The sequence below is a fragment of the Rhizobium sp. AN73 genome, from assembly GCF_030757975.1.
Lineage (GTDB): Bacteria > Pseudomonadota > Alphaproteobacteria > Rhizobiales > Rhizobiaceae > Agrobacterium > Agrobacterium arsenijevicii.
This window is the reverse complement of record NZ_JARWME010000002.1, coordinates 21,622-48,496: the sequence shown is the minus strand read 5'-3', so window position 1 is coordinate 48,496 and position 26,875 is coordinate 21,622. Positions and strand designations below refer to the sequence as shown.

Below are 26,875 nucleotides of genomic sequence, written 5' to 3'. Positions count from 1 at the left end.
GCCCCATGCCTGAGAGATCGTCACCCGCAATCCCGGCAACGCTCGCCCTTATCGCCGCATCGACCCTGCTTGCGGCCTGCGCCTCGACAGTCATGAAAAGCTACGTCGGCGCTCCCATCACCAGCGTGATGCTGGACTATGGGCCGCCGGATAATATTTATGGCCTCGGCCCCGGCCAGCAGGCCTATCAGTGGCGGAAGAACAAGACACAGGTCGTCGCCGGATCGTCCAGTGGTGAAGTGCGGTCAACACGGCGCGGAGAACGTTACGAGGTTTCCGAGACGCCGGGTTATGTCGAGCGCATCGATTGCTTCTATACTTTCTACACGCGCAATTCCGGGAGCGAATGGTATGTGACGAGCTTCCGGCAGCCTTCGCTCGAATGCGAATGACCGTTGTGGGATTTCAAAACTCACCCGCTACCCCGCGTTTGACCGCCGCTTTGATACTTAAAGCGGCGGCGCTCTTTGAACATTCTCCCTGGGATCTGTCATCGGATCGACCGGTCAGAAGCGATAGTTCACGCCGGCCTTGATGACGTGATCGCTCACATCGGTTTTCGACCTGCCGCTCGCGGTCGTCGTGGTCACATTTCCCGTGCTCACATAGTTATATTCAAACTTGGCAGACAGGCCGCCGCCGAAGCTCTGTTCGACGCCCGCGCCAACCAGATAGCCCTGTTTCCAGCCATCAGGACCCGTAACGCCGTCCTTATCCTTGAACTTCGTCGTGGTCAGGCCGGCGGTGCCGTAAACAAGCGTGCGGTCGAGTGCCACGCCGGCCTTCATCTTGGCGGCACCGCGGAAACGCTCTCTCAACCGGCCGTTCGGCACACGCGCATCATTCCCAAGATAGGAACCTTCGACTTCCGCGCCGACAACGCCGGAGCCGAACTGGAAGTTATAACCGGCCTGTACACCACCTGTCAGACCACGGCCGCTGGCCAAGGGGTTGACCTTCGGTGAGGCGAGACCACCATGCACACCCACATATCCGCCACTCCATGAGAATGCCGGCGTGTTGCTGTAGTCAAAAGATTGCTGATTGTAGTTCGTAATATCTGCGGAATAGGCATTGGTTGCAGCCAAAATGGCAATGCTAACGGCGACAAGCGATTTTTTGACGATCGACATGAATGACTCCAGACGAAACCGACGCACCCTAGTCTGGCGCTTGCAAGGTTTCAGTTCGCGTTGAAGAACCGGAAACCGGCTCCCGTTGGCCTGCTGCACCCATCGCCATGACGTGCGAATGAACTCAGCAGATAAGGGCATTTTCCCCCGCGAGAATTGCGTCTGCATTGCATGCGACAAAATTAATTAGAAATAATTCATTTATTTAAAAGAGTTACGCGAATTTCCTTAACTAAATAGTAAGAAATTTCATCATCGAAACGCGCCTGATCGCACAAAATCCCATCAGCTAGACAATGTCAGTCGCAGCATCTTTCGAAGCCACCGAGCGAATTTCCAGCCGGACGCAAAAACCGGGATTGAGATCGAGAAACAGGACACGTCCGCAATGAAGCTCGGCCGCCTTTTGAACCAGGTTCAACCCGAGGCCGGCTCCCGGCGAGTTCGTGTTGACGCGGTGAAACGGCTCGAATACCTGCTCACGTTCCGAGACGGGTATGCCTGGCCCTTCATCGCAAACGTCAATGAAGCCCGCAGCACCGACCCGGATCGTGATAGCGCCCTTGCCGCCACCATGGTCGATCGCGTTGCGGACGAGGTTGACGACCGCCATCTCGATGATCGACGTCTGCATCGTCAACACGACGGGCCCTTCGCTCGGTTCGAAATCGAACTCGTAACCGGCATCCATCGCAATCGGCGCAAGGTCGGTTGCGATGCGCTCGACAAGAATGTTCAGATCCTGCTGTACGGCGGGCAATTCCACTGCGCCGACCGCCTGCATTTCGAGAAGTTGATGCGCGACGCGCGAGAGGCGATCGATATCGGCACGGAGCTGCCGGCTCAGCTCATCGTCGGGCAAAAGATCGGCCCGAATGCGTGCGATCGCAATCGGCGTTCTCAACTCGTGAGCGGCATCGGCAAGAAAGCGGTTACGGCGATTATATCCCTCATCCAGCTTGGAGAGCGCAACGTTGAAGGCATTCACCAAAGGAATGATTTCACTGGGCACCTTCGAACGATTGATACGGGCGGAACGGTTCTCGAAATTGATCGATTGCGCCTGACTGACCGTTTCCATGAGGCCACCCAGCGAACGGCCAACCGCCCGTGGCGTCACAAGCAATGTCGCAATGCCCGTCAGGAACAGCATGGGCACAACGACAATAAGGATGATGAAGCCGAAACCGGGCAATACGGTGAGCCAGCGGACGGCGCCGTCGGCGTCTTTTTCCAGATCGAGCTGCAGGCTGATCCAGAGATTGAGACCATCATTCGGAAAACTCTTTTCCGTCCCGGCCATGAATTGCAGCCGCCCAATAGGCGTATCGCGATTTTCCATGGTGGCGCGAATTCTTTCCGAGGCTTCCAGACGTGCCAGCTCAATGGTGTGCGGGAGTGCCGCCATCAGAGCGAGGGGTATTTCTCCATATTGCGAGACGATTTCATCGCCATCCCGCACCGTGAACCACAGGTCCGGGTTGCGTTGTTTCAGCTCCGCCAATTCGGGCGTAGCCGATACCTGCACCCGCCCCTGACCATCTCTCGTCACGCTTTCCGCAACGACACGGACAGCTTCTTCATTGGCATCCTCCAGCTGCGGATTGATGATCCATATCCAGCTGATAAGCAGGGCGACAAAGAGAACGAGAAGAAACGCCTGCAAGGCGAAAAGACGCTTCATCAGCGCCCACCGCAGGGATCCGTTGCGCTCCTGCTTCATGTGTTCGACCGGATGAGATAACCGATGTTTCGCACGGCTCTTATCTCGACCGTGGCCTCGGCCTGCGCGAGCTTCTTCCTGATCCGGGAAATATGGGCATCGAGAGCATTCGATTCGATCTCATCATCCAGAGTGTAAACCGCCTCGACCAGATTGGATCGCGTCACGATACGGTTCGGGCGTCGCATCAAAGCCTCGAGCGCCAGATATTCCCGACGCCGAAACTCGATGATGGAACCGGCAATGGTGACTTCATTGCTCTTCGGATCAATGCTCAGATTTCCGAAACTCACATATTTGCTGGAAAGCGAAGGCCCGCGTCTGTGCAGCGCCCGCAGACGGGCAAGCAACTCCTCGATCGCAAAGGGCTTGGCAAGGTAGTCGTCCGCTCCGGCATCAAGCCCGTCAACGCGGTGATCGACGCTTCCAAGTGCCGTCAAAACGAGGATCGGCACGGAGTGCCTGGCCTTGCGAAGCGCGGATACAAGGTTAAGCCCCTCGCCATCGGGAAGACGGCGGTCCAGAACCAGCACATCGTAAGACCCGTCACGCGCCAGAACATCGGCATCGGCAATCGTGCTGACGTGATCCGCAAGCACATCGCGCCGGCGCAGGGCTTCGAGCAGTGCTCGCGCCATTTCGGGTTCATCCTCAAGAAGCAAGATCCGCAATGACTTTTCCTCAAGGGTGAACTCTTGCCGTCCTCACCACTGGTCGGTGAATGTTACAGCTACATTGCAGGCGGGAGCCAAATTACTCTTCTTCTACCGCCTTGCCAGACTCAAACCGGCCGGTATCCATGCCTTGCATAAAACCGGTCAAGCTCGCGCTGCTGCGGCACCTCACCGGTGTAGATTGCGATGTAGTCCGGGATCCTTTTCATCCGCACGGCCACATCCTCCTCCGACTGCATGGAGATATAGCCGATCTGCACGAGATAGGTGGTCCGGGCACGCACATCCGCCATCGTTTCGGAATGGCCGAAACGCATGAACATGCGCGAAAGCGCATCCATTCTCGTCTGGTCGGCTTCGCGCACCTCGGCAAGAATATCATCGGATTGAAGAGCCCAGCTGCGAACCGCAAATTCGAACCTGTTGTCGAAAAGGCCGGAATCCAGCCAGCAATCGAAAACATTCAGCATCGCTTCGGCCAAAGTCTCCGCATAGGCCTCCGACTGCCTGACGATGCTGCCGGTATTCTTCTCGCGCCAGCGGGAGACGAGTGCTGCCAGCAACTCCTCTCGATCCCTGAAGAACCAGTAGAAACTCGTGCGCGACAGGCCGAGTTTTTTCGCCAGCGGCAGGATTTTCACGGAATCCACGCCGGATTCGAGAAGGGTCTGGTAGGCAGCCTCAAGCCAGCCCTCCTGCGATCCGCGCCAACCGGTCTCGTTCAATGTCGCTTCCATGATGATTTCCTAGCAAATCGGTCTGGTCGCGACAAGGCGAATGTCCACCTATGTTCAAATCACAAACACATGTGTTTTATTAATTGACACTTATGTACATTCCCAATTAGCCTTCCTGCACAAACATTCTTGGAGCACGGTCGCCATGTCGAATGATCCCCTTCTTCAGCCCTACCAGCTGAAGCATCTCACACTGAGAAACCGCATCATCGTCACCTCGCATGAACCCGCCTATCCGGAGGATGGCATGCCGAAAGGGCGTTACCGCGCATATACGCTCGAACGGGCCAAGGGCGGCGTGGCCATGACGATGACGGCCGGCTCCGCCGCCGTCTCCAAGGACAGCCCGCCCGTCTTCAACAACCTCTTGGCCTACAAGGATGAAATCGTTCCGTGGATCAAGGAGATGACCGACGCCGTGCATGAAGAGGGTGCGGCGATCATGATCCAGCTGACACATCTTGGCCGCCGCACCCGCTGGGACAAGGGCGACTGGTTACCCGTGCTGGCACCATCCCACCAGCGGGAAGCGGCACATCGCGCTTTCCCGAAGAAGATCGAAGACTGGGATATCGAGCGCATCATCAAGGACTTCGCCGATGCTGCTGAGCGCATGAAGGCGGGAGGCATGGATGGGGTGGAACTGGAGGCCTACGGCCATCTCATCGACCAGTTCGTCTCGCCCCTAACCAACGAGCTGGATGGACCCTATGGCGGTTCGCTCGACAACCGCATGCGCTTCTGTCTCGACGTCTTCAGGGCGATGCGCGAACGTGTGGGCGACGATTTCATCCTCGGGGTCCGTTATACCGCCGACGAATGTCTTGAGGGCGGCACCGGAAAGGCGGAAGGCCTCGAAATCTCGCGGCGACTGCGGGACAGTGGCCTGATCGACTATCTGAACGTCATTCGCGGCCATATCGATACCGATCCCGGCCTGACCGACGTCATTCCGATTCAGGGCATGGCCAACGCGCCACATCTCGATTTCGCTGGCGAAGTCCGCGCAGCGACCAACTTCCCGACCTTCCACGCCGCCAAGATCCAGGATGTCGCCACCGCCCGCCACGCGATCGCCTCCGGCAAGGTCGACATGGTCGGCATGACCCGCGCCCACATGACGGACCCGCATATCGTGCGCAAGATCATGGAGAAGCGCGAGGACGATATTCGCCCTTGCGTGGGCGCCAATTACTGTCTCGACCGCATCTATCAGGGCGGCCTCGCCTTCTGCATTCACAATCCGGCGACAGGCCGCGAAGAAACGATGCCGCACGAGATCACCAAAGCGGATGAACGCCGGAAGGTGGTGATCATCGGCGCCGGTCCGGCCGGGCTTGAGGCTGCGCGCGTCTGTGCCGAGCGCGGCCATGAGGTCGTCGTCTTCGAGGCCGCGAACAATCCCGGCGGCCAGATCCGCCTGACCGCACAAAGCGAACGCCGCCGCGAAATGATCAGCATTATCGACTGGCGCATGAGCCAGTGCGAAAGGCTCGGCGTTACCTTTCACTTCAACAGCTGGGCTGAAACGGACACGGTTCTTTCCGAAAACCCGGATGTGGTGATCATCGCCACCGGCGGACTGCCGCATACCGACGTGCTTTCAAAGGGCAACGATCTGGTCGTCTCGGCATGGGATATCATTTCCGGGGACGTCAAACCGGGCACGAACGTGCTGGTCTTCGACGATGCCGGCGACCATGCGGGCCTGCAGGCAGCGGAATTTCTCGCAAAAGCGGGCGCAAAAGTGGAGATCATGACACCGGACCGCGCCTTCGCGCCGGAGGTCATGGCGATGAACCTCGTTCCCTACATGCGCTCGCTGCAAAAGCTCGACGTCACCTTTACCGTTACCTATCGGCTGGAAGCGGCGGAAAGAAACGGCAACCAGCTCGTCGCCCGCGTCGGCAGCGATTATGGCGGCGTAACGAAATCAAGGGCCGTGGACCAGATCGTCGTCAATCACGGCACAGTTCCGCTGGACGATCTCTATTTCGAACTCAAGCCCGGCTCGAAGAACCTTGGCGAAACATCCTATGACGCCCTGCTGGCGGGCGCAGCCCAGACGATCGACCGCAACCCGGAAGGCGCCTACCGGCTGTTCCGGATCGGCGATGCGGTCGCCGCACGCAATACGCATGCGGCGATCTACGATGCGCTGCGTCTCGCAAAGGACATTTGAGAGAACCCGCAGCAATAAGGTTTGAACCTCAAGCCTGTATCAAGGCAATGCCACGGTTCTTGAACCCGAGTGTGACATCGCTTGCGGGCGGCAGGCTGGTCTCGACGGCGTGGTCGATGATGAAGAGCGTGCCGATATCGGTCTCGACTTCATATTCGACGTGACCGCCGAGATAGGCGCTGTGCAGCACCCGCCCGGCAAGTCCCTGCCCGCCCGATTGCGCGATGGAAATCGCACCCGGACGAACCGCGAGCTTGGCCGGGCCGGGCTTGGCGTTGCGTGCCGCAACCCGGTGATCGATCCCCCCGACGCGGATCAGCGCATCCGCGCCCTCAAGGCTAACCACCTCGCAGCCGACGACATTCGCCTCGCCCATGAAATCGGCGATAAAGGAGGAGGCCGGCGCCTCGTAGAGTTCCCGCGGCGCACCAGACTGGGCGATCTCGCCTTCCTTCATCACGATGATCCGGTCGGAAACGGCCAGCGCCTCGTCCTGATCATGCGTCACGTAAACAGCGGTAAAGCCCAGCCGCTGCTGCAATTCACGGATTTCGGTGCGGACGCGGCGGCGAAGACGCGCATCGAGGTTGGAAAGCGGCTCATCGAGCAGCAGCACCTGTGGCTCGAGCACCAGCGCGCGGGCAACCGCGACACGTTGCTGCTGACCGCCGGAGAGTTCGGCCGGCAGGCGATGCCCCATGCCGGCGAGACCCACGAGCTTCAACCCTTCTTCCGCCTTTTCGCGCGCCTCCGCCTTGCGCAGCCCGGAGGACTGCAGGCCATAGGCGACATTGTCGAGCGCCGTCATGTGCGGGAAAAGCGCGTAGGACTGGAAGACCATCGAGACATCGCGCTCATTGGCCGGCAGCATGGTCACATCCTTGTCGCCGATCAGGATGCGTCCTGCCGTCGGATGCTCCAGACCCGCCAGCATGCGCAGCGTCGTCGTCTTGCCGCAGCCGGAGGGGCCGAGCAAAGTCACCAGCGTTCCGGGCTCGATAGTGAGCGACAGGTCGGGAATGGCGGTGAAGGCGCCGAAGGTCTTGCGGACATTCTGAAAGGTAACGGAACCGGGCTTTACGGAAATCATGCGGTTTTCTCCTGAGCGAGAGGAACGGAGGAAGCGGACGGCAGTCCCGCGACGCGGTTTTCGCGCCGCAGGCGACGCTCGCCCACAATGAGCTGGAAGCCGGTGATAACAGTGATCATCACCACGATCAGCATGGAGGAATAGGCAATGGCCACACCGTATTCGCCGTTTTCGACGAGACCGACGATGTAGGAGGTTGCCATGTTGTACTGGGCGCTGACGAGGAAAATGACGGCGCTGATCGAGGTAATCGCGCGGACGAAGGAATAGACCAGAGCCGCCGTGATTGCCGGGCGCAGCAGCGGCAGGATGACCTTCCTGATCGTGCGGAAACTGTCGGCACGCAACGTCAGCGAGGCCTCATCAAGGCTCTTGTCGAGCTGGCTCATCGCCGCGATGCCGCCGCGCACGCCGACCGGCATGTTGCGGAAAACGAAGCAGGCGATCAGGATCAGCGCCGAGCCCGTCATTTCTACCGGCGGCAGGTTGAAGGCCATGATGTAGCTGACGCCGATGACCGTGCCGGGAATGGCGAAGCTCATCATAAGGGCAAATTCGAAGATGTTCCGCCCGGCGAATTTCTGCCGCACGATGATATAGGCCGTCAGAAGACCGACGGCAGCGGTCAGCGGCGCCGAAACCAGTGCAATCTCCATCGTCGTCCAGAACGAGTTCCAGGCCACGCCGGTCCAGGCAATCGAGCCATTGGAGAAGCTGACGGAGAAGGCGCGGATGTAGTGATCGAAGGTCAGCGAATTGTCGAGACCCCAGGTCTTCACGAAACCGCCAACGAGGATCATGCCGTACACGACGATGGTGAAGACCATCCACGGCACGACAACGGCATGGACACCAATCGAAAGACCACGCGGCAGCGCGATATGCGCTCCGCTGTCACCCTTGCCGGTAACTGTCGCGAAGTTCTTGCCGGCCAGCCAGAAACGCTGGGCGAGGAAAGCGGAAAGCGTGAAGCACAGCAGGATAATGGCCAGAACCGCGGCACGCGAGGGATCGTTCTGCGAGCCGACGACGGCAAAGAAGATTTCCGTCGACAGCACCCCATGGGTGCCGCCAAGCACCAGCGGATTGCCGAAATCCGCCATGCTTTCGATGAAGCCGATGAGGAAGGCATTGGCGAGGCCGGGCTTCATCAGCGGCAGCGACACCCGCCAGAAGGTGCGCCAGCGGTCGGCACGAAGCGTCTGCGACGCCTCCTCCATCGACGGGCTGACACCTTCGACGACGCCGATCAGCACCAGGAAGGATATCGGCGTGAAGGAGAGAACCTGCGCGATCCAGATACCAGTCAGGCCGTAAAGCCAGCGGCCGGGTTCGATGCCGAAGAGATAGGAAAGCCATTCGGTAACGACACCGGCACGGCCAAACAGCAGCGTCAAGGCAAGGCCGATGACGAAAGGCGGCGTGATGATCGGCAGAACCGTCAGAAGGCGCAGACCCTTCTTGAAAGGAAAGCGGGTGCGGGTGGCAACCAGCGCGAAGCCGAGCCCAAGCACCGTTGAGCCGAAGGCAGTCATCAGGGCAAGGAACAGCGTGCGCCAGGCAACACCGCAGCGCTCTTCGCCCATCACGCAGCCTAGGCTCCAGATGCCGGGATCCTTGATATTGCGGATGAAGCCATCAGCATTGAAGGAGCCGTCGAAATCCTGAACGGATGCGATCAACATGCTGCCGATCGGATAAAACACGAAAACGGCGACGAGAAAGGCCAGAATGGAAATCGAGCCGACGACAAAAGCGTCGCCCTTCATCACGCCACGTTCCGCAAGCCCGAAAGCAAACAAAAGCACGAAGACCAGCGCCATGATAACGGCACCTGCGCCCATGGCGGGTTGGCCATCGGAAAGCATGCCGAACAGGTTTTCACTGACGCTCCATGTCCAGCCGGTAAAGCCGATCGCCAGTCCCTGCAAAATCAGAACCACGAGACCGGCAGCACCGATCCACGCAAGCAGCTTGCCGCGCCGCATCGGATCGCTGATCGGGCGGACAATGCATCCGGCAAGGAAAAACAGGACGGCACCGGCAAGCCAGGGTTTTCCATAAACCAATATTTGCAACACACCGGGCGCATTGCTGGGGGAAGACAGGAATTCCGACAGCCAGCGGAAGCTGAAAAAGCCGCCTTCAATGCGATACCAGGGAAGAAAAATGAGGGCCAAAGCCCCGAGCGCCAGGACAATGTTCAGCCTGCGATTGCCACGTGTCATGGCCGACCTCGCTTATTTCATGCCGATGAAAGAATGGCGGACACCCCGGCTTTTAAAAGCCGGGATGCCAATCGCCGGAGTTCAGATCAGTTCGCGACCGCACCGACCTCGCGGTCCCAGCGCTCCAGCAGCGCCTTGCGCTTGGCCGGGTCGCCATAGGTCTTGAAGTCGTAGTCGATGAGCTTGATGTCCTCGAACTTCGGCGCTTCCTTCGGCACTTCCGCCGTCTTGTTGGACGGAAGCTGGAAGGACTTGGCGTCCTTCATGCGTGACTGGACCTCTGGCTTCAGCGCCCAGTCGTACCAGGTCTTCGCATTTTCGAGGTTCCGGGCACCCTTGATGATCGACATGGAGCCGATTTCGTAGCCGGTGCCTTCGCAGGGCGCGATGGACTTGACCGGGAAGCCTTCCGCCGTCTGCGCCACCGCATCATGCATGAAAACGATGCCAAGTGCCGTTTCCCCACGCGCTGCCGCCTTGACCGGCGCGGAACCGGACTTGGTGTATTGCGAGATGTTGGCGTTGAGCTTCTTCAAATAGTCAATCGCCTGATCTTCGCCCATGATCTGCACGAGCGAGGCAAGCGCCGTATAGGCGGTGCCCGAAGAGTTGGGATTGGCGATCTGGATTTCGCCCTTCAGTTCCGGTGCGAGCAGATCGGCCCAGCACTTCGGCTCCTTGTAACCCTTGGACTTGAAGATTTCGGTGTTGTAGCCCCAGCCCAGCGCGCCGGCATAAACGCCAACGGTTCTGTAACCGGTGCTTTCCGCCTGTTTGACGGCCCAGTCCTGCAACTGATCCAGCATCGGCGACTTGTATTCGAGCGTCAGGTTCTCGGATGCCGCCTGCATGTGCGGATCGCCGGTGCCGGCCCACCAGATGTCGGTCTTCGGGTTGCGGGCTTCCGCACGCACCTTGGCATAGGTTTCGCCGGAAGACAGGCGAACCATATTGACCTTGATGTCATGCGACTTCTCGAAGTCGCCCTTCATCTGCTCGCAGATGACGACATCGGCCGAGCAGATCAGGTTGAGTTCACCTGCCGCCTGTACCGATGCGGCGCTGAGTGCCGTGCCGGCAAAAAGCAATGTGGAAAGTATCGTCAGTCGCATGGTTATCCTCCTGTTAGCTTGCGTCTGAATGGTTGGGCAGTGCCAAAAACATGGCTCTGCCGGTCGCGGCACCTTGTGTTGCCACGCTGTCTTTTTTTGCGGTCTAGATTTGCTGACCCTACTGGGTGGGGTGAATCTCGTTGTCGAAGCGGCTTAACAATCGACTTCGCTCTTCGGGCTGGCCAAAGGTGGCGAAGTCGTAGTCCACCATCTTGATCATCGATATATCAGGCGCCGTCAGCGGCAAGGTCGCCTTGGCGTTGGATGGCACCTGATTCTGGCCCGCCTTGGCCCCGGTCTCCTGCCCTTCCGGGCTTAGCGCGAATTTGACGAAGGCCTGAGCCAGCGCATCGTGACGGCTGCCCTTGACGATGCTGACCGCCCCGATCTCGTAGCCGGTTCCCTCGCAAGGGGCGACGATCACCAGCGGGAAGCCTTCGATCTTCTGGGTCACCGCGTCGTGCATGAAGGAAATCCCGATCAGGACTTCGCCTCGCGCCGCAGCCTTTACGGGTGCTGCACCGACCTTGGTATAGCTCGTCACATTGCGGTTGAGCTTCACCATGAAACTGAAAGCCTCCTCCTCGCCGAAAAGCTGGACGAGGGTAGCGAGCATGGTGAAGGCCGTGCCGGAATAGTTCGGATTGCCAGTCTGGATGTGGCCGCGATAAATGTCCTTCGCCAGATCCTTCCAGCAGGTCGGGGCCGGCAGATTGTCTTTGGCAAGCAGCTCCGAATTATAGGCAAAGCCGAGCGCACCGGCATAAATCCCCGCCGATTTCGACCCGGACATCGCATAGAAGTTCTGTGCCCAGGGCAGCAAATCCTGCTGATGGGCGGGCTGGTATTCTTCCAGCAGGCCTTCCGAGCCTGCCTGCAAATGAGTGTCACCGGTGCCTCCCCACCAGACGTCGACAGTCGGATGGGATCGTTCGTCACGGATCTGATCGAGGATTTCGCCGGTACTCTTGCGAACCATTGAAATCTCGACACCCATCCGGGTTTCGAAAGCCCGCTGCATGGTCACGCACCAGGCCTCGTCGACGCCGCACAGGACGTTCAACTTGGTTTCGGCCATGCCATGCCCCGCGCCGCACAGCCATAAGGCCATGCTCGCCGCAAGTGCGGTCAATGCTCTCAACTGAGCCTCCCTGCTTGGAACCTCCCCGTTCCAATCTCCGCCAACAACATGTCACATCCTGTCCGCGCCGCAATCGAAGAATGGTTACCAATCTTTCACCGCACCGCCGAACAAGATTACAGTTATTACAATTATGACAGCAGAGATAACCAGCCAGCCTTTGAAGATCGCCGCCACCGTGCCTATGATGGCGGCGGGAGGAATACACAGTGCTTAATCAGAAGGTTCGCATTCTGATCGTCGAGGACGATCCGGATATGGCAGAGCTCATCTCAGACCTCGTCGAGGCCGAAGGCTGGCTGCCCACCTGCGCCCGGTCCGCCGAGGAGGCGGACGAAATCTTGGCGAAGGACAGGATGCAGCTTGTGCTCGTCGACCACAATCTGCCCGGCACCTCCGGCCGCGCCTTTGCCCAGAGGCTGCGCAGCCAGATCGACATCGGCATCGTCATGGTCACGGCCGCCGGCAGCGCCGCCGACCGGGTTCTCGGTCTGGAGACGGCCGCCGACGATTATGTGGTCAAACCCTTCGAACCAATCGAACTCACGGCACGGATCAAGGCCGTGCTGCGCCGGACGATCCCCTCGCTGAAGCAGGAAAAGGAGAGCGAGCGCGACCATGGCCGCGCAGCATTACATCTCAGCGACTGGGCAATCGACCTTGATGCGCGGCGGGCGGTTTGCCTCAGCGATCGCAGCAAAACGCTGACGACCGCCGAATTCGCGCTTCTGGAAATCCTGGCAGAAACGCCCAACCAGCCCGTCAGCCGCTCCCAGATCCTCGACAGGCTAGGCTCGGAAAGCGACCGTTACATCGATCGAAACGTCGACGTGCTGGTGTTGCGGCTCCGGCGCAAGATCGAGCGAAACCCCGATCTGCCACGTCACATCAAGACGCGGCGCGGCAGGGGTTATGTGCTGCACACCGACGAGGGCGAGCTTTCCCCGTGATCAGCCGCTCCTTCCTTTCCTCGATCGCCTTTCGCCTGCCCTTTGCGATCGTCTTCATCTGCATTCTCGTCTTCAGCCTTTCCGCCATCGCCATCTACGGCCTGCAGCGTGCTCGCGATGAAATGGCGGCTTACGGGCTGCAGGCCTTTTCGAGCCTTGCCAAGGCGTCGCTGGTTTCGCGGCAGGTCTCCGATCTCGTATCGAGCGCGCCTTTCCTGATGAATGCCGCCTCACCCTATCGCGTTTCCAGCGAAAGCCGGTCCGTAGTTCAGCAGGTCGACATCCTGCTCCAGATGACAGGGCCGGACAACGGTGACCGGGTCGCCCGCGGCTTCGCCAACGAGCGCATCGTCGAACTGCTCGAGCTGATCAGGACACAGACGCTGGACCTGGCAAAGGATGCCGATGCGGCACAGGGCCACAAGGCGGAAGCGGCAGCCGCGCTTGGCGAAATTGCCACCGGTCGCGGCATCGCCGATCCGGAACTACGCCGGCGGATGAACGGCATCGTGCAGGCCGCATCCGCATCTGACAGCCTCTTCCAGCTTGGCGAATTGCGCCGCCGCTACGTCGCGGAAACCACGGCGCGGCAGGAAGGTTATCCCGGCGAGCGGCTCCCCGCAGCCGAGATGCAACCCTATGAGCGGGTTTTCGAGGCCCAGAGCCGCTACCTTCTGGAGATGTTCGCGATCCGCGCCTCGGTATCCCGGCTTCACATCGTCTCGCGTGATCTCTCCCATGTCACGGAAACCCAGAGCGATGCGGTTGCCCGCAGTCTTAACGAGGACCTGATCTCGACCTCCGATGCTCTTAGCCGGCTATTGGTCATCGTCGCTCTCGCTTCGCTTCTGGTTCTCGTGATGGCGACATTCTCGATCCGGTCGGTGATGCGTGTCTCGCGCGGGATCGCGACGCTTTCCAACGGCATGAACGCACTTGCCAAGGGAGAGAAGGATGTCGGCCCGCCTTCCTATACCGGGTCTGGAGACTGAGCTGATCCGCCTGCTGGATGCCTTCCGTGCTTTCCATGACAGCGTGGATCGCGTCTCCCGCCTCCGGCGCACGGCGGAAGCGGCGGCCCGCACCATCCGCTCCACCTTCCGCAACATGAATGAGGGAATAGCGCTGTTCGATCCGACCGGCCGGCCGATCACCATGAACCGCCGGATCATCGAGCTTGTTGGGCGCTCCGGCTCCTCGCGAAAGCTGCAGCTTCGCCGTTTTGTCGAACCGATTCCGGAAATCGACCCGTCGCTGCTGCCTTTTAATAGCGAGCGCGGCGAACTGATCGACCGGGCTGTCGTGCGTCATCGCACCGAGGATCAGCGGGTGATCGAAGTGTCGATGTCGCGCCAGCCGGATGGCGGCATCGTGCTGCTTGCCCGCGATGTGACTGCTCTCGATCGACAGGAGGCGGAGGTCGCAAAAGCCCAGAGGCTGGACGGCATCATGCGCATGACCCATCAGGTCAGCCATGAGGTCGGCAACATGATCGGCATCATCACCGGCAGCCTTGGTCTGCTGGAGCGCGAAGCCGGTTTCAACGATCGTCAGAAACGGCATATCGCTCGTATCCGCAAGGCGGCAGATCGCGGCCGTTCCCTCGCCAGCAGCATGCTGACCATCGGCAGTCAGCAGCCGATCCATCCGAGTTGCATCAATGTCGCAAACCTGCTGCGCGGCATGGCGGATATCCTCGAGATTGCGGTTGGCCCGAAATGCCGGATCGGACTCGACCTCGACGAGGATCTTCCCTCGATAGCGCTCGACCCTGCGCTCCTCGAGCAATCCGTCCTCAACCTCTGCCTCAATGCCGCAGCGGCCATGCCCGAGGGTGGCCTGATTTCGATCAGGGCCACTTCCGAGAAGGATACACTTGTGATTGCCGTCACCGATGAGGGCATCGGCATGACGCCCGAGGCCGTCGACAAGGCGTTCGAGCCCTATTTCACCACCCGGCAAGAACATGGCGGCGCAGGCCTCGGCCTCGCAATGGTCTACGGCTTTGTCCGCCAAAGTGGTGGCGAAGCTCACATCGTCTCGAAGCCCGGCGAAGGCGCAACGGTGCAACTGACTTTTCCGATAGGCGCCGACCACGTCCAGATCCGATGATTTTGCGAAGGCCTTCCAGGGGGAGGAATTCGTCAATCAATTGAATTGTTAACCTCCGATCAACTCAGAATATTCACTGTCCGTTTCTTCCTGCTGGTTAGGATCACGCTATCCGAGTATGGGAAACAGTGTCGTCGTGAGAAATCAACCAAAAGCTGAAGCCAGTGATCCGCAAGTTTATCTGACCGCGCGTCTTGCGACCGCGCAGTCTCGTATCGAGAAAACCTTTCTCGAAGGCGGATCCGTGCTCGTTTCGGTCATGGACATCCTGAGCCAGCTCATCACTATATTGGACCGTATGACGGGTTCGATGGACGGCGACACCGCCGATGCCGCAGTGGCCAATATGCAAAAGACCATTGAGGACATGATCCGCCTGCCGGAAACCGAACAGGTGCGGCAAGCCGCCTTTGTTGAGATGAGTTCCCTCTGCAAATCCGCAAGCGGCCATGTCGATGATATCCGCGAGACGATCCGTTACCTGAAAACCTTTGCTGTCACGGTAAAAATCACCGGCGCAGGCATCGCTGAATTCTCCTCTTTTGCCGAAGAGATCCGCGAACGCATCCATTTCGGCGGTAACGAAGTCGGTAAATTCGCGCAGTATCTCGATCTCATGGACAAGCAGCTCGCAAGAGCCCGCGATGTTTCCGCCGTTATCGGTGCGGATTTTGAGGCGACGATCCCGGGTATTGTCGGTGGCCTGAAGACGAACTCCGGTCGCATTGGCGAACAGCATCGCGCCATGACGGCCATGGCAACCAAGGTGAAATCGGTCGCGCAGGGCGTGCAGGGCAAGATTGCAGCAACACTGTCGTCTCTCCAGATCGGTGACATCACCCGCCAGCGCGTCGAACATGTGCAGACGACGCTGGCGCTGTTCAACGACTATCTGAATTCCAAAGAGGCACAGGCTTTAAACGCCGCCGAAATGGATGCGCTTTACGACACCGTCTTCGAAATGGTCAGCGCCCAGATCGACGAGATGGCGACCACGTTCCAGCAGGATTGCCGCAAGATATTTGCAGGCATCTCAAGTTTTGCCGACGATGCCGCAACCATTCTTTCGCTGCGCGACACGCTGGTCGAAGACGCCGCCAATGATGGCGGCAGCGCGCTACAGCTGCTTGAAAAGGACATAGCCAAGGCTTGTGATCTCGCCGGGCGTGTTCAGGAAGGCATCGCGGATGCCAACGCCGTCGTCTCTTCCGTCACCGGTACCGCGCAGGACCTGTTGCACGGCATTGAAGTCCTGCGCTCGATCAAGACCGAAATCCACTACATGGCGCTCAACTCGAACCTGCGCTGCTCGAAACTGGGTGACGAAGGCCGGTCGGTCAATGTCGTCAGCGGCGAGCTGCGCGTCTTTGCCGACAAGCTGGAAAGCCCGGCGGAGTCGATCGTCTCCAATCTCCATCGTATCGAAAGCGCGATTGGAAACCTGATGACGGCCGAAAACCAGAGCGCCGGCGACCTCCGGGAACCGTTGAACGAAGCGCTGGAAGCCATAAGCCGCGCCAAGGATCAGATGGAAACCGGTCTTCAGGATCTTGCGACGGAAGGCCAGGCCGTTTTTAGCCGCATCAGCGCTGCCGTGATCAAGCTCGATTTCGAAAGCGAACTCGGCGACGTTCTGAACGAATGCCGGCAGGTGGCGAGCGATCTCACAAGCGGCGACGCCCCGGACATTTCCGCATTCGCGGAGAAAATCCAGCCGTTTTCGACGCAAATCTACAAGCTCTACACGATGGCGCAGGAGCGCGACGTGCATCTTCGCTATCTGCCGGTCGATCTTGCGCCCGCGCAGAAAGAACCGGCCTCCACCGCCGTCGAGGATGATGACGACCTGTTCGCAGACGCGCTTTTCTAGAGCATTTCCAGTAAAAGCGCGTAGCGTTTTACGTCCGGAAAATGAGTAAAAACAAAAAGATAAGTTTTCTGGCGTCAGGCCGCGTGCATCAGTTTGCCGAGGCTTTTCGTGCTGGAAGCTTCCAGGCGGCGGAGAACCTCGGTCGCGAAAGCTTCGGCGTTCTGCAAGGCTTTGTCGAGATTGCTGACATGGCCGGATTTCATCATATGCAGGCATCCGTCGAATTCGAACATGTCGCGGAAGGCCGAGCGTTCGAAAATGGGCGTATCGAGCACGCGCACGTTTCTGCGCGCCAGCAATTCCCGTGCCGCCAGAAGTGCACGGGTCGTGACCAGCGGGTTGACGCGGGTCAGCACAACCGAATGCTCGATCCGGATATTCGCCTTTTCATCGAGATAACGCAGCAGTTCCAGCACCTGCGCACCGCCCTGCGCATCCATGGTGCTGCCCTGAACGGGTATCAGCACATGATTGGAGAGACCGATCGCAGTCGCCAGCAAGGGTGATTGCGCGCCGGGCAGGTCGATGATCACATGGTCGAACGCGCGGCGGCTGTCGATGACATGCTGTTGCAGCGTCGCCGCCGTCACATAGGTGATGACTGAAAAATCGACCCGCGCATCGGCCTTTTCACGCCAGCGGGAAATCCAGCGCTGCGGATCGGTATCGATGACGCAAACCCGCGATCCGCGCCGCGCCAGTTCGGACGCCAACAGAAGAACCGCCGTGGTTTTTCCGGCACCGCCCTTGGTGTTCGCGAAGGTGATAACTGGCATGGCATGATCCGGAAAACTGGGCGGAGACGGTCATGCCTCGCGGAACGCACCTGTCGCATGGTGTTGCCGACATCATTGGTGAGTTTGGTTAATGCGGGGTAAAAATCGGGGCAGGCAGTCAGCGGCGGCGGTCCTCAGCCTGAATTTCCTGCGCGATCCTGTCGAGCGGCAGAACCTTGTCGACACCGCCATGGGCAATCGCTTCCTTCGGCATGCCGAAGACGACGGAGGACGCTTCGTCCTGCGCCACGGTGAAAGCTCCGGCCTGATGCATCTCCAGCATGCCGCGTGCGCCATCGTCGCCCATGCCCGTCATGATGATGCCCATGGCGTTGGCACCGGCAGCACGCGCGGAAGAACGAAACAGCACATCCACCGAGGGCCGGTGTCGCGAAACCAGCGGCCCGGAGCGGATCGAAACGCGATAACGGGCGCCCTGCCGTTCCAGCAGCATATGTTTGTCGCCCGGCGCAATCAGCACATGCCCGCGCAGCACCGGATCTCCGTCTTCGGCCTCCTTGATCTCGACGTCGCAGAGACTGTTCAGGCGTTTTGCGAAGGCGGCGGTAAATTTTTCCGGCATGTGCTGGACGATGACGATGCCGGGTGAATTGGCCGGCAGCTTCATCAGCATTGCGCGCAAAGCTTCGGTGCCGCCGGTGGATGCGCCGACACAGACCACCATTTCAGTCGTGCGTGCCATGGCCTTGCCCGAAGGCGGCGGCAATACGGCGTCAGCGGTCAGCTTGGCCTGCGGACCGCTTGCGGCAGCCGCGCGCAGTGCCGCCCGCGCATTACCGACACGGGCATGTGCCGCACTTTTGACGACCTCGCAGATGCGCGTGGCCTGCTCCGCCAGATGATCGGCGGCACCTATCCTCGGTTTGAGGATGATGTCGACTGCTCCCGCCTCCAGCGCCTGAAGCAGGGTTTCCGACCCGGCCTCGGTCAGCGACGAACACATGACCACAGGGATTGGTTTCTGCGACATGATCTTGCGCAGGAAGGTGATGCCGTCCATACGCGGCATTTCCACATCAAGCGTGATGACATCGGGAATTTCTTCCTGAATGCGCTTGGCCGCGACAAACGGATCGGCAGCGGCCCCGATCACCTCAATGCCGGGATCGCTTTCGAGAACCTCCGTCAGGGTCTGCCGGACGCTGGCGGAATCGTCGACGATGAGAACGCGGATTTTTTTCGACATGGCTCTCTGCCGCTATTGCTTCTTGAAAACGGTATTGGCGACCTGACGCAGGGGAAGGTCGATACCGGTTATCGTTTCGGAATGACCAATGAAAAGGTACCCGCCCGGCACCAGGCGCTTGCACAATTGGGTGAGCACATGCACCTGCGTTTTTTTGTCGAAATAGATCAGCACGTTACGGCAGAAGAGGAGATGCACGGCATCACCAATCTGGTAGTTCGGGTCCATCAGGTTAAGGCGGGCGAAACCGACCTTTGAACGCAGCCGCGGCACGATCCGGACCTCCCGGCGCCCGGCATCGACCGGCCGCATGACATATTTCCGCATCATTTCTGCCGGAACCGGCTCAAGCAGTTCGCGTGCATAAATGCCGCTGTGCGCTTTCCGAAGCACATCAGTGGAAAGGTCGGTGGCAAGGATGCTGAAGTTGTTGATGACCTGTTTCTCGGTCGCCTCGGCCAGCACCATCGCCATCGTGTAGGGTTCCGCACCCGTCGAACAGGCGGAACTCCAGGCACGGATGCGTCCGTGGCCTTCGCTGGCGAGCGCCGGCAACGCGAATTTCTCCATGTAGTCGAAATGGTTCGGCTCACGGAAAAAATCCGTCTTGTTGGTCGTCACCACGTCGATCAGATAGATTGCTTCCTCTTCCAGCCCGTCTTCGCGGAAAAGGAAATTGCAATATTGGCCGAAGGTGGCGTGGCCCGTGGCGCGAAGGCGCTTGCGCAGACGTCCTTCCAGCATGGTGCGCTTGCTGTCCGGCATCTTTATGCCGCTGTAATTATAGATGTATTCGGAGAGCAGCCGAAAATCCCGCTGGCTTAGGCCATCCTGCGAAGAACTGGAAGCAATGGAGGCATCCACGGAAACGGCCCTCCTCATGCGGCCTGAACCGGCTTGCCGCCCTGTCGGGCGATGGCGTTTTCCTCATTCGAGAAAAGCTTCGCAAGATCGATGATGACGACGAAATCGCCTTCGCGGCGAACGACGCCGGCGATGTAGTCGGAATTCCAGTGAACGCCGATATCGGGAGCGGTCTCCATCTGGTCACGGCGGAACGGCGTCACCTCGAAGACCTTGTCCGCCACCAGACCGATGGCGAGCGTGCGGGACGGGAACGGAATGTCCAGCACCAGCACGCGGGTATGCGGTGTCCGCACGCTGCGGCTCATTCCGAGCCGCAGCCGCAGATCGATGATGGGCACACCCTGGCCACGCACATCTCTCAGACCCAGCAGATATTCCGGGCTATGCGGAATCTTGAAAGTGTCCTCATGGTCGAGGATTTCACGGACGACCGCGACGGATACCGCAAAGACCTCCTCACCGAGGCTGAAAGTCACGAACTGGCCTTCTGAAGACGTGCTGGTCATGGTCAAGCGCTTTCCCTGAAGTGAGCGTCGTCGGCATCGGGACCGCCAATGGACATATCCAGTGCGAAGCCCTTGGCGCGTTTCTGCTGGGCGGCCACGGTGTGTGCAGGGGCAGGCTTGTGCGCCGTGGCCCGGACTGGAGCCGCTACGGTTTTGCGCGGCGCCGGTTTTTTCGCTGGTGCGGAAAAGTCCGCCGACCTGGCACCGGCACTGTCGACCTTGAAGAAGGCGATGCTGCTCTGCAGTTCTTCCGCCTGTGCGGCCAGCTCTTCCGAGGTCGCCGACATTTCTTCCGAAGCGCTGGCGTTCTGTTGCGTGACCTTGTCGAGCTGCTGGATCGCCTCGTTGATCTGGGAGGCGCCGATATCCTGTTCACGGCAGGCAGCGGAGATTTCGGCCACCAGTTCAGCGGTCTTGCGGATGTCCGGCACCAGACGGTTCAGCATCTCGCCCGCGTCAGCGGCGGCCTTGACGGTTTCACCCGACATGGCGCTGATCTCACCGGCTGCGGCCTGGCTGCGCTCGGCAAGCTTCCTGACTTCCGATGCCACGACGGCAAAGCCCTTGCCATGTTCCCCGGCACGCGCCGCTTCGACGGCGGCATTCAGCGCCAGAAGGTCGGTCTGGCGGGCAATTTCCTGCACGATCGAGATCTTCTCGGCGATGGTGCGCATTGCGACCACGGCACGGTTGACGGCTTCGCCGCTGGCTTCGGCATCCTTGGACGACTGACGCGCGATCTTTTCCGTCTGCGCGGCATTATCGGCATTCTGCTTGATGTTGGCCGCCATCTCTTCCATCGAGGCCGAGGCTTCTTCGGCAGACGACGCCTGCTCGGTTGCGCCCTGGCTCAGCTGTTCAGAGCTGGCCGACAGTTCCTGGCTACCGCCGGAGACGTTGTTGGCTGCGCTGAGCGAATCCGCCACGACACCACGCAGGCGTTCCACCATGATATTTACATGTTCGAGCAACTGGCCGATTTCGTCGCGGCTGGTGATTGCAGCCGTTTTCGTCAGGTCTCCCTCCGCCACGTCGCGAACAGCGACAATGGCGCGCGACAGGCCCTTGTTGATCGACAGGGAAAGCCAGATGGCGGAGACCAGCGAGATCACACCGGCCGCGCCTGCCAACGTTGCCAGAGTGTTGAAGATCACGTCATAAGCGGCGTTGCTTTCATCGTCGGCCTGCTTGATCGCGCCTTCCGTCAGGCCTGCCAAAGCCTGGGTCATGGCATCGAGCTTTTCGCCTGCGACCGTGCCTTCCGTCTGGTTGAGTTCGACGGCAGCTTCACGCTGGCCGGATCGCATCAACTGAATAACGCGATCCTGCAAAGGGACAAATTCGCCCCAGAAATTGCGGACTTCGCTCCATTTGGGCCGAAAATTCTCCGGCGCATTCTGCTCGCCCGCCGCAAGTGCGGTCAGGAAATTCTTGCGTTCCATTTCAATGGCGGCCAGCGCCTTCTGCATGCGCTCAGTGGAGGAGGAAAGGAGCATATCGCTTTCGGCAAGGCCCAGCCCGTCAAAAGCTGCAGCAAGATCGTTGGCGACGTCATCCTGCTGGATCGGGCCGGCGACCATACCGTCCTTGTAAGCATCGAGCTGGTTCAGGCCATAGACACCGAATGCGGCGCAGGCGATCATGAGGGACATGAGAAGCGCAAAAACAAGCGCCAATTTCAGTTTAATCGTAAATCGCATTCATCAAACTCCTGAGAGCATATTTCGAGGGACACTTGATCGATGCCAGACATGAACCGGCCGTGGTCGATCGGATGCGCGTCTCCTCCCGCAGATCTCAAATCCTGTCGTTCGTTCCGTCCCGGCAAAACCGGTCATCGCGGCTTTGCCGGGGCGGATAAATTCTCTGGGCTCAGGCGCTTTCGCGGAAATCCGCGTCGTCGGCATCGGGACCGCCCATGGACATATCCAGTGCGAAACCCTTGGCGCGGGCTTGCTGGGCGCTGACGGTATTGTCCGTCTGCGGTTTGCGAACCGGGGCCGGCTTCATCGCCGGACGTGCAGCCGCAGGCTTTGCGGCAGGCCGGTGCGCGGCCTGTGCAGGGCGCGACGAGAGGCCGGTGGCATCGACCTTGAAGAAGGCGATGCTGCTCTGCAACTCTTCCGCCTGTGCGGCCAGCTCTTCCGAGGTCGCCGACATTTCTTCCGAAGCGCCGGAATTCTGCTGCGTGACCTTGTCGAGCTGCTGGATCGCTTCGTTGATCTGGGAGGCACCGATATCCTGTTCACGGCAGGCGGCGGAGATTTCAGCCACTAGTTCGGCGGTCTTGCGGATGTCCGGCACCAGACGGTTCAACATGTCGCCCGCATCTGCGGCAGCCTTGACGGTTTCACCGGAGAGCGAGCTGATCTCGCTGGCTGCGGCCTGACTGCGTTCGGCAAGTTTGCGCACTTCCGATGCCACGACGGCAAAACCCTTGCCATGTTCCCCGGCACGAGCCGCTTCGACGGCGGCGTTCAGTGCCAGCAGATCGGTCTGGCGGGCAATTTCCTGCACGATGGAGATCTTCTCGGCGATGGTGCGCATTGCGACCACCGCACGGTTGACGGCTTCGCCGCTGGCCTCGGCATCCTTGGACGACTGACGTGCGATCTTTTCCGTCTGGGCGGCATTGTCGGCGTTCTGCTTGATGTTGGCAGCCATCTCTTCCATCGAGGCCGAGGCTTCTTCGGCAGACGACGCCTGCTCGGTCGCGCCCTGGCTCAGCTGTTCAGAGCTGGCCGACAGTTCCTGACTGCCGGAGGACACGTTATCGGAGGCGGAAAGCGCATCGGCAACAATGCCGCGCAGACGCTCGACCATCCGCTCCAGCGCAAGACCCAGAGTGTCCTTGTCGGACAGTGGTTTCGGCATGACGGTAAGATCGCCATCGGCAATCCGGTCGGCAATACCTGCCGTATTGCGCAGATTGCCCGTCATCACGTTGATACGTGCCACGAGATCCTTGATCTCGTCATTGGTCTTGATCTCTACATTCTGATCGAGATCGCCGATCGAAACCGCTTCCGCCACGGTCATGATCTTGCGCAATCCGCTGCTGATACCAAGCGCGATCCAGAACGCCGTCGCGAGTGCGATGAGCACGGCAATGACCGATGCGCCAATCAGCAGCGTACGGGTCCACTCATAATCGCTTGCCGCCGCCTGTTTCGACTCTTCGAGGCGATCGCGGTTCATCTTGACGCCTTCGTCCAGTTTCCCGGTCAGGGCATTGGCAGCCTCGCGGCCTTTGCCGGAGGAGAACGACGCAGCGAGCGACGTATTGCCCTGCGCAACCAGTTCACGAACATGGTCGTCACTGGCCTCGAAAGCCTTGGAGATGGCCTGGAGATCCGTCCAGAACGCACGCGTCTCGGTGCTGGCGGTCGCTGCCATCTCGTTCAGCATGGCCGTCAACTGGTCGCGGCTTTCGTTACCGGCCGCCTTGAAACGCTGGGTTTCCTCCGGCGTGGCGGCAAGGATGATGTTTTTCTGCGACCGGACGGTTGCCAGCGCCAGCGCGTTCATCTGGTGAACCTTGTCAAGGCGAACGACCGTGCCGTCGACCACGTCGTCCATCGCATCCTTGGCGAGACCGAGGCTGTAGATGCCGTAGCCGGCCGTTCCGGCAAGCATCAGGATCAGAAAGCCGAAGGCAACCGCCAGCTTCATCTTGATTGTAAATCGCATCTCAATGCTCCTTGGAAAGTTCGATGACGTTGCCGCGCGCGCTGGAAGAAATCGGTCCGGCCTCGCGATGCCCCGTGAAAATTGCTGTCAGATTGGGAAGAATGACGAACTCGCTGCCGCGTTTGATCAGGCAGTGGATATAATCCGCCCGCCACCGCATGCCGACACTCGGCGGCGGCTCGCTTGCTGCCCTGCTGAACGTCGTCACCTCATTGACCTTGTCGGTCCTGATGCCGATCAGTGCCGGCTCATCGTCGAACTGCAGTTCTATGACAACGATGCGGCTATCAATCGTCCGCTCAGTGGCGTCCATGCCGAAGGCGAGGCGGATATCAGCCAGTGGAATGACCTTGCCGCGGAAGTTGATAACGCTCGCCACGAAGGTTTTCGCACCGGGAACAGCGGTTTCCGGCAGGAGATCGAGAATTTCCCGCACCTTCGCCGCCTCTATGGCGAAGGTCTCGCCTGCGATGTTGAAGGTCAGCACCTCCACCGCGTCGGAAGCGCCCCAAAATTCGTCGGTCTGTTTCAAGAGAGACTGGTTCATCCCGCTGCCCGCAAGCGCGCCTCCTGCTGTTGCCCCGCTATCACCAGATGGGCGACATCGAGGATGAGGGCGACATTGCCGTCACCGAGGATGGTTGCACCGGAGAAGGTCGCGACGTCATGGTGCAGTTTCGACATGGCCTTGATGACGGTCTGGTGGTCGCCGATGATTTGGTCGACCACAAGCCCGACCCGTTCGGAGCCGGTGGAAATGACGACGATCTTCTGGAATTGATCGGGCTTCGTTCCGGTATTGAACAATTCGCGCAGGCGAATGAAGGGAACGAGGCTCTCGCGCAGTGAAATGAAGGACCGGCCCCGCGAGCGAATATCGTCGTCGGGCGACAGTTCGAGGCATTCCTCCACCGCCGGCAGCGGAATGACGTAACAACCATTGCCGACGCGCACGAGCAGGCCGTCGATGATCGCCAGCGTCAACGGGATCGCCAGTGAAACTTCCGAACCCGCGCCCGGCGTGCTGGTGACGCTGATCGTGCCGCGAAGGGCCTCGACACTCTTCTTCACCACATCCATGCCGACACCACGGCCGGAAAGACTGGTGACTTCCGAAGCCGTCGAAAAGCCCGGCTGGAAGATCATCTGCAGCAGTTCCTGATCGCTGACCTGTGCGTTCGGAGCCAGAAGACCGGAAGCCTCCGCTTTCGCCCGGACGCGCTGGCGATCGATGCCACGGCCATCATCGCGGATGGTAATCGTCACATCGCCACCCGACTGGCGGGCAATGAGGGTGATCCGTCCCGTCGCCGGTTTGCCGGCTGCCACACGCTCATCGCTTTTCTCAAGGCCATGATCGCAGGAGTTACGGACAAGGTGCACGAGGGGATCAGCCAGACGCTCGATCACGGCCTTGTCGACTTCCGTGCCCTCGCCCTCGGTTTCCAGCTCGATCTGCTTGCCGGTTTCCCGCGCCAGATCGTGGATCAGACGACGGAACCGACCAAAAAGCTGGGAGATCGGCACCATGCGCAATACCATCATCGTATCGCGAAGTTCTCCGGAAAGACGCTCGACATCCTCCGAAACCGAGCGCAGCAGAATATCGACGCTGCCGCCGGCCAGCTGCGAAAGGCGGGACTGGGCGATGACAAGTTCACCCACCCGGTCCATCAACTCGTCAAGGCGTTCAGCCGGCACCCGCACGTTTTCAGCCGTCTTGCCGCCCTTCGGGTCGGCTGCGATTTTTTTGACTTCCGGCAGAATTTCGGGAACGGGCGGTTGTTCTTCGACAACCGCTTCGATTGCACGGATATCGATCTCCATATCGTCCATCACGAAGATGAAGACATCGTCGATCGCCGATTGCGGCTGATCGGTCGTCAGCCGGACTGTCCAGCCAAGATGGAGGTCGCTCGGATTGAGGGCGTCGAGAGGTGGCACCTTCGAGGTGTCGGCGACGATCTCACAATCGCCAAGCTCGGCCAGCTCATCCAGAAGACCGAGCGGATTGGTTCCGTTCGCCATGGCGTTGACGGGCAGCCGGAACCGGATTTCCCATGTGGCGGCTTTCGGTTTTATCTTCTCTCTCGCGATATTCTGCGCAGGAATATGGGTCAGGACACCGCCATCGCCATGGGTGCCGACTGCGGCACGAAGCTTGGCAAGCAGCTGCTCGCCAACATCACCCTGCACGCCGTGCGGATTGTCGACCAGCGCCTGCATATGATCCTGCGCTTCGAGAACGGCTGCGACCAACTCGCTGGTTGCCGGGACCTCGCCCTTGCGCACCCGGTCGAAGGCGGTTTCGCAATGGTGGGTGAAGGCGGCAAGCGCCTCGAATCCGAACATTGCCCCGGACCCCTTCAATGTATGCAGTCCGCGGAAAACGGCGTCGATCTGATCCTGATCGGTCAAATCGTGAAGCAGATCCAGAAGGCCCCCCCTCGATTTGCTCGAAGAGTTCCGCCGCCTCCGTTCTGAAAACCTGAATAGGGTCCAGTGTCGTCATTTTCCGAGGACCTTTCTGACGATCTTGACCAGGTGTTCGGCATCGAAAGGCTTGGTCAACCAGCCGGTGGCGCCGGCGGCCTTGGCGCGCGCCTTCATGTCGGCATCGGATTCCGTGGTCAGAAAGATGATCGGAATGCCGGTATGGGCCGGCGATTGCCGAAGCGCCTCGATCATTTCGAGACCATTCATATTCGGCATGTTGAGATCAGTGACGATCAGGTCGAAATTCGCGCCCTTCGCCTTGGCAAGACCATCCTGCCCATCGACAGCCTCGGTAATCTGGTAACCTGCACCCGTGAGAGCGATCTTCGTCGTCATCCGGATGCTGGCGGAATCATCAACCGTTAAAATATGTGCGCTCAC

At 59.8% G+C, this 26,875-nt stretch carries 19 protein-coding genes and 4 pseudogenes; 5 read left to right on the top strand and 18 right to left on the bottom strand.

From position 1 onward, the window contains the following. Window positions 1–5 precede the first annotated feature (5 nt). Window positions 6–392 carry a hypothetical protein gene (locus RBH10_RS10095; RefSeq protein ID WP_281037313.1) on the top strand — a complete coding sequence of 129 codons (387 nt, stop codon included), beginning with the start codon at window positions 6–8 and terminating at the stop codon, window positions 390–392. A 114-nt stretch (window positions 393–506) separates the two neighbouring features. Here RBH10_RS10095 and RBH10_RS10090 read toward each other — a convergent pair whose 3' ends face one another. The 4 genes from RBH10_RS10090 to RBH10_RS10075 all read right to left on the bottom strand — a co-directional run bounded on the left by RBH10_RS10090 (window position 507) and on the right by RBH10_RS10075 (window position 4,267). Beyond that, window positions 507–1,133, bottom strand: a complete 627-nt coding sequence (locus RBH10_RS10090) for an outer membrane protein (RefSeq protein WP_281037314.1) — start codon at window positions 1,131–1,133, stop codon at window positions 507–509. A 289-nt stretch (window positions 1,134–1,422) separates the two neighbouring features. Continuing rightward, window positions 1,423–2,817, bottom strand: a complete 1,395-nt coding sequence (locus tag RBH10_RS10085; RefSeq protein ID WP_281037315.1) for a HAMP domain-containing sensor histidine kinase — start codon at window positions 2,815–2,817, stop codon at window positions 1,423–1,425. Window positions 2,818–2,852: 35 nt separating this feature from the next. After that, a complete protein-coding gene (locus tag RBH10_RS10080; protein ID WP_045017886.1) occupies window positions 2,853–3,527 on the bottom strand; it encodes a response regulator transcription factor in 675 nt (224 codons plus the stop codon). A gap of 110 nt (window positions 3,528–3,637) precedes the next feature. After that, on the bottom strand, window positions 3,638–4,267 hold the full coding sequence (locus RBH10_RS10075) for a TetR/AcrR family transcriptional regulator (RefSeq protein ID WP_281037316.1): 630 nt from the start codon (window positions 4,265–4,267) through the stop codon (window positions 3,638–3,640). 145 nt (window positions 4,268–4,412) lie between these two features. Between RBH10_RS10075 and RBH10_RS10070 the strand changes: the two genes are divergently transcribed. Continuing rightward, window positions 4,413–6,449, top strand: a complete 2,037-nt coding sequence (locus RBH10_RS10070; protein ID WP_281037317.1) for an NADH:flavin oxidoreductase — start codon at window positions 4,413–4,415, stop codon at window positions 6,447–6,449. 28 nt (window positions 6,450–6,477) lie between these two features. Here the strand turns inward: RBH10_RS10070 and RBH10_RS10065 are convergent, their stop codons facing one another. From RBH10_RS10065 to RBH10_RS10050, 4 genes are all read right to left on the bottom strand, one after another. Beyond that, the gene (locus RBH10_RS10065; protein WP_045017892.1) at window positions 6,478–7,539 is read right to left on the bottom strand and encodes an ABC transporter ATP-binding protein; all 1,062 of its coding nucleotides are present in this window, start codon (window positions 7,537–7,539) and stop codon (window positions 6,478–6,480) included. Then, a complete protein-coding gene (locus RBH10_RS10060) occupies window positions 7,536–9,767 on the bottom strand; it encodes an iron ABC transporter permease (protein ID WP_281037318.1) in 2,232 nt (743 codons plus the stop codon). Before RBH10_RS10060 ends, RBH10_RS10065 begins: the two co-directional genes overlap by 4 nt. Before the next feature lie 86 nt (window positions 9,768–9,853). After that, the gene (locus tag RBH10_RS10055; protein ID WP_281037319.1) at window positions 9,854–10,879 is read right to left on the bottom strand and encodes an ABC transporter substrate-binding protein; all 1,026 of its coding nucleotides are present in this window, start codon (window positions 10,877–10,879) and stop codon (window positions 9,854–9,856) included. Window positions 10,880–10,997: 118 nt separating this feature from the next. Continuing rightward, window positions 10,998–11,990 carry an ABC transporter substrate-binding protein gene (locus tag RBH10_RS10050; protein WP_281037400.1) on the bottom strand — a complete coding sequence of 331 codons (993 nt, stop codon included), beginning with the start codon at window positions 11,988–11,990 and terminating at the stop codon, window positions 10,998–11,000. Window positions 11,991–12,229: 239 nt separating this feature from the next. On the opposite strand from RBH10_RS10050, the gene RBH10_RS10045 reads away from it, so the two are divergent. The 3 genes and pseudogenes from RBH10_RS10045 (at window position 12,230) to RBH10_RS10035 (ending at window position 16,952) form a co-directional block, all read left to right on the top strand. Next, entirely contained in the window at window positions 12,230–12,970 is a 741-nt protein-coding gene (locus RBH10_RS10045; RefSeq protein ID WP_281037320.1) for a response regulator transcription factor, read from the top strand. Further along, window positions 12,967–15,082 (top strand): annotated as a pseudogene (locus RBH10_RS10040) (PAS domain-containing sensor histidine kinase). The gene RBH10_RS10045 and the pseudogene RBH10_RS10040 overlap by 4 nt, the downstream one beginning before the upstream one ends. 136 nt (window positions 15,083–15,218) lie before the next feature. Beyond that, entirely contained in the window at window positions 15,219–16,952 is a 1,734-nt protein-coding gene (locus tag RBH10_RS10035) for a chemotaxis protein (RefSeq protein ID WP_281037322.1), read from the top strand. A 74-nt stretch (window positions 16,953–17,026) separates the two neighbouring features. On the opposite strand, the gene RBH10_RS10030 is transcribed toward RBH10_RS10035, so the two are convergent. The 10 genes and pseudogenes from RBH10_RS10030 to RBH10_RS09990 form a co-directional block, all read right to left on the bottom strand. Further along, entirely contained in the window at window positions 17,027–17,728 is a 702-nt protein-coding gene (locus RBH10_RS10030) for a ParA family protein (RefSeq protein WP_281037323.1), read from the bottom strand. Between the two features lie 118 nt (window positions 17,729–17,846). After that, on the bottom strand, window positions 17,847–18,935 hold the full coding sequence (locus tag RBH10_RS10025; RefSeq protein WP_281037324.1) for a chemotaxis response regulator protein-glutamate methylesterase: 1,089 nt from the start codon (window positions 18,933–18,935) through the stop codon (window positions 17,847–17,849). 12 nt (window positions 18,936–18,947) lie between these two features. Then, the gene (locus tag RBH10_RS10020) at window positions 18,948–19,817 is read right to left on the bottom strand and encodes a protein-glutamate O-methyltransferase CheR (protein ID WP_281037325.1); all 870 of its coding nucleotides are present in this window, start codon (window positions 19,815–19,817) and stop codon (window positions 18,948–18,950) included. Beyond that, window positions 19,814–20,308, bottom strand: coding sequence for a chemotaxis protein CheW (locus RBH10_RS10015; RefSeq protein ID WP_045017903.1), 495 nt, complete (start codon window positions 20,306–20,308; stop codon window positions 19,814–19,816). Before RBH10_RS10015 ends, RBH10_RS10020 begins: the two co-directional genes overlap by 4 nt. A 2-nt stretch (window positions 20,309–20,310) precedes the next feature. Next, a pseudogene (locus RBH10_RS24885) lies at window positions 20,311–21,381 on the bottom strand (methyl-accepting chemotaxis protein); the annotation flags it as partial. A 150-nt stretch (window positions 21,382–21,531) separates the two neighbouring features. Beyond that, window positions 21,532–21,951: pseudogene (locus RBH10_RS24880) on the bottom strand (methyl-accepting chemotaxis protein); the annotation flags it as partial. 229 nt (window positions 21,952–22,180) lie between these two features. Next, window positions 22,181–23,998, bottom strand: a complete 1,818-nt coding sequence (locus tag RBH10_RS10005) for a methyl-accepting chemotaxis protein (RefSeq protein WP_281037327.1) — start codon at window positions 23,996–23,998, stop codon at window positions 22,181–22,183. A 1-nt stretch (window position 23,999) separates the two neighbouring features. Beyond that, a complete protein-coding gene (locus RBH10_RS10000; protein WP_281037328.1) occupies window positions 24,000–24,545 on the bottom strand; it encodes a chemotaxis protein CheW in 546 nt (181 codons plus the stop codon). Next, window positions 24,542–26,510: pseudogene (locus RBH10_RS09995) on the bottom strand (chemotaxis protein CheA). Before RBH10_RS09995 ends, RBH10_RS10000 begins: the two are co-directional and overlap by 4 nt. Further along, window positions 26,507–26,875 carry a response regulator gene (locus tag RBH10_RS09990; RefSeq protein ID WP_045017908.1) on the bottom strand — a complete coding sequence of 123 codons (369 nt, stop codon included), beginning with the start codon at window positions 26,873–26,875 and terminating at the stop codon, window positions 26,507–26,509. The pseudogene RBH10_RS09995 and the gene RBH10_RS09990 overlap by 4 nt, the downstream one beginning before the upstream one ends.